Annotated in this window: 4 protein-coding genes; all 4 read left to right on the top strand. The window is 46.0% G+C overall.

Going from position 1 to position 3,822, the window contains the following annotated elements:
- The first annotated feature begins 240 nt into the window (after nt 1-240).
- From OU793_RS23745 to mobC, 4 genes are read left to right on the top strand one after another with little or no spacing between them, the layout of a single operon-like run.
- On the top strand, nt 241-2,208 hold the full coding sequence (locus tag OU793_RS23745) for a type IV secretory system conjugative DNA transfer family protein (protein ID WP_032072614.1): 1,968 nt from the start codon (nt 241-243) through the stop codon (nt 2,206-2,208).
- Complete coding sequence (locus tag OU793_RS23740) at nt 2,205-2,456, top strand: hypothetical protein (protein WP_025789706.1); 252 nt, start codon at nt 2,205-2,207, stop codon at nt 2,454-2,456. The genes OU793_RS23745 and OU793_RS23740 overlap by 4 nt, the downstream gene beginning before the upstream one ends.
- The gene (locus tag OU793_RS23735; protein WP_025789707.1) at nt 2,440-2,979 is read left to right on the top strand and encodes a hypothetical protein; all 540 of its coding nucleotides are present in this window, start codon (nt 2,440-2,442) and stop codon (nt 2,977-2,979) included. Before OU793_RS23740 ends, OU793_RS23735 begins: the two co-directional genes overlap by 17 nt.
- Nucleotides 2,976-3,716 carry a MobC family replication-relaxation protein gene (gene mobC, locus OU793_RS23730; protein WP_023623356.1) on the top strand — a complete coding sequence of 247 codons (741 nt, stop codon included), beginning with the start codon at nt 2,976-2,978 and terminating at the stop codon, nt 3,714-3,716. The genes OU793_RS23735 and mobC overlap by 4 nt, the downstream gene beginning before the upstream one ends.
- The last annotated feature ends 106 nt before the right edge of the window (nt 3,717-3,822 follow it).

Raw genomic sequence — 3,822 nt, 5'->3', positions numbered from 1 at the left:
TTTCGGCCTTTAATTAGAAGGATCAGCACAGGGGCGTCCAGCCCCGAGCATGAGCATTCTAATTCATTGAAAAAGCGCAGCTTTTGAGATGATTATCCCTTTCGGGATAACCCCATGCCTTGGAGCGTTCAGCGTAAAGGCTTGGGCATCCATCGGCTACTCATATCGGCTACACCCTGTAGCCGATATGAGTAGCCGATAACTGTAGCCGATGATATTCAACTAAGGAGCATCAATATCATGTTTGATATGATCATCAATCCCATTTTAGATCTGTCTTTACTGGCACTCTCTCAACTGTATTTGCTGACGTTTTACTATGCCAGCGTACTCAGTTTTCTCTCCGGTTTGATCTCCCCAACGATCTACTTTGATAAACCGGAAAAAAACGAAAAAGGCTCCCTATTGCGACGCCTGTTTATCTTCGTTGCGATCTTACTTTTTTTGCTTGGGACACTCGCCAACGTCACCATCCCAACACTGATTGCTGTGGTGCAAACCGCCAGCTACGTACCCATTTCAGAATTGGTGTATCCGTTTATCTCGTACTTCTATATTCCGCTGTTCTTCGTTGGTGCGGGCACCCACATTGCCATTCGCCGAGTCGCGACACCACATCTGAACCAGCTTAAATCTAAGTTCACCAAACGCACACAAATGGCGCGTGATGAACGCACCGACGTGCGCACGGTAAAGCACTTTTTACCGGAAACGCTGGCGTACGATCCCGAAGACTACATTGATCTCAATAAAGGCGTGTTTGTCGGATTGGATCGCGTACATAAACCGCAATACATCCCACTGGCTGACTTCCAAAAACAGCACGCGGACATCATCGGCACCACAGGTGCCGGTAAAGGTGTCGCCTCAGGATTGATCTTGTATCAACTCATCCTTGCTGATGAAGGCGTGTTTGTGATGGACCCTAAAAATGATGAATGGGCACCGCATTTGATGAAGTACGCCTGTGAAAAAGCGGGCAAACCTTTCTACCTGATTGACCTGAATAAAAAAGTGCCTCAACTCGATCTCTTAGCGGATGCAACGCCGGAACAAATCGAAGAGATAATGGTGGCTGGATTCAGCCTTGCCGAGAAAGGCGACGTGGCTGATTTCTATCGTATCGACGACAGAAAAGCGGCCAGAGAAGCCCCAATGAAGGCAACGGAAGAAGAGCGTCAGTCATTCAAAGGACTGTTCAGTTCACTCTATGTTCAAGGTCTTGAAGACACCATCAAAGCGTTCTACGGCAAACTCGAAGAACTCTCGTTAGTCGAGTCCATTAATGCGGTTGGTGGCATGCGACTGCAAGATGTGTTCGACCATGGCGGCTGTTGTTACGTCATTGGCTCAATGCGTAATTCGAAGATATTGATCACGCAGAAGATGATCTTAATCCGTTTATTTCAGCTTGCTGAAATGCGCGATCGTGTAGCGGGTAAGCCGCGTCCCATTGCCATCTTCTTGGATGAATTGAAATACCACATTTCAAAACCAGCGATGGAAGGTTTGGGCGCCGCACGCGACAAAGGCGTGCACATGCTTCTTGCCCACCAATCGATTGCCGATTTAAAAGACTGTCCGGCCGATCTTAACGGTGATGCCGTGGTAGGTGCAGTGGTGGAAAACACCAAGTTCAAATTGGTGTATCGCTTACAAGATCCCGACACCGCCGAATGGGTGTCTAAAATGTCCGGCACCATCTTGGTGGATGACGAAACTCGCTATGTCGAATCCAGCAAAACGCTCAATGAAGTGGTCGATGATAAACGCAACATCAGAATGGCCGAGAGGCAATATGTCGATACCAACATGTTGCTCAACCTGCCCAACTTTGTGAGCTATATCTTCACAATGAATGACGTTCCCAAACCATCCTTGATTGCGCCGATCAAAGTACAAAAACAAACCCTCGTCACGTTTGATGAAACGCAAACTCATACCGCCAGTGACGATGAAAAAGTCGAAGAACAAACCGAAGCTCCAACTTCTGGTGAGCATCAAGAGGCCGAAGAAGAGAACAACATTGAAGCTGAAACCGAATCGATATCAGAAACAGAAACTCTCGACACTAATGAAGAATTTGATCTGGATGCGGTCACTCCTCTGCCCCCTAACAAGAACCCGACAGAGGCAATTCAATCACAAAAGGAAATAGAGGCAGCAGTTAAAACGTTAGAACAACAAATCGAAGGACTCAAAAAATGATAGTCAACACCAGACAATGGCACTCATGGCTTCGCTACATCAAACGAAAAATATTTCTCGGTTCACAACAAGAAGAAAAACGTGTCACGGTGCCTACAACCATTTTGGGTAACAGCCAAGAGTATGCATTAGAAGATATTGAACTGATGGGGATACCGGTTGTTGTCCACCCAATGGACGACAACTGGACGCCAAACAAGAAACCTCAACCTAAACAGGAGGCATTATCCAATGGAACTACGCACTAAACGACTGCTGTCTCTCTGGGATCATAAAACCTACACCAATCGAGCCCGTCCATTAGATAAACCTATTGACGGGCTTTTTGTTTATCAAAGTCTTTTTTCTGTGGAAGCCTTCGCATCACGACCCGCTCAAAACGTCACAACACAACTGGCGAAGGTCACTGCCGAAAGTTTGTTAGAAAAAATACGATCACTACGTGACGACATCAATCAACGACACCGAAACTTCATTAATAACATCGGCGAACTCGACATCAACACACACTCCACTCAAGCGTTCCAAGAGGCAGAAACAGAACAACGGTTATACACACCTGGCAGTGTCATGCTCATGAAAGTATTTATGGCCGCAGACCGTTATTTCGACACGCTTTACAAGGCAAGATTGAACGGCGAGCTCACCGAAACAGAATACGATCGACGACGCAATAAAATGGCGAAACAGATCACTCGAAACCTCAACCAAGTGAATGTTACCTGTCTTTCTTTTCATAAAGTGCGCAAAGAAGCGGAGGCTTCAATATGAGCCAATTGATCACCTCAAAGGCTGACCGCTACCAAAGACATTATGAAAAAATGGCGACTGTGATCCAATTCCTTAAAGAAGAGTCATACACAAACTTCGAAATTTTAATGCTGCTACTGGAGTACAAGGACAAAAATCCCTTATATCGGTTGCTCAATAAACTGGTAGGCCTTGGCTATATCCACAAACATGAGTTTGAATTTCAAACCGGTAAAATTTCAATCTGGGGGATCACCGATTTAGGACTGATACAAAACATTCAGAACATCAACGAAGATTTTCGTGCGTTCGATCCTTACCGCGTAAAATTCGGTACGCTGGAGCACAAGCTCATGAATCAAAAAGCACAGATTTATTTGCAGCGGAATGGCTGGACGAACTGGCGTAACGCCGATCAATATTCGTTTCGAAAAGAATATGATGTCGAACATCGCCCAGATGCCACCATCACAGCACCTAACGGATTTACCATCGCCATTGAAACAGAGCGCACTCTAAAAACGGTCTCTCGTTATCGCTCAATCCTTAAAAGCCACGTTCTCGCGCAAAAGAAAAAATACTGGAGCGCGGTGTTTTATGTGGTACTCAATGACGACATTCGCCAGCTATTAATCAAGCGCTTTGACCGCATTGAATACATTCCTTTCAGCGAATCCAAACACCCGTTTGAACATTACCGTTCAAAGCTCGTGCGTATCTTCACGCTCGACGAACTCAAAACCCTCACCCTTCAATAATTTCATCACTCACACCTCCCTATCGATGCGTCGCATCGAGGGACACTGACATCTGGAGAAAACATCATGCGCGTATTTATTGCAGAAAAGCCGTCGTTGGCGGCGG

Source organism: Vibrio sp. VP6, from assembly GCF_028823755.1.
Lineage (GTDB): Bacteria > Pseudomonadota > Gammaproteobacteria > Enterobacterales > Vibrionaceae > Vibrio > Vibrio parahaemolyticus.
The sequence above is the reverse complement of the archived record's forward strand: the minus strand, read 5'-3'. Positions and strand labels throughout refer to the sequence as shown.

Excerpts from the sequence above, each read along its gene's own strand:
- OU793_RS23740 (WP_025789706.1), top strand. The coding sequence starts at position 2,205 with ATGATAGTCAACACCAGACAATGGCACTCATGGCTTCGCTACATCAAA.
- OU793_RS23735 (WP_025789707.1), top strand. The coding sequence starts at position 2,440 with ATGGAACTACGCACTAAACGACTGCTGTCTCTCTGGGATCATAAAACC.
- OU793_RS23745 (WP_032072614.1), top strand. The coding sequence starts at position 241 with ATGTTTGATATGATCATCAATCCCATTTTAGATCTGTCTTTACTGGCA.
- mobC (WP_023623356.1), top strand. The coding sequence starts at position 2,976 with ATGAGCCAATTGATCACCTCAAAGGCTGACCGCTACCAAAGACATTAT.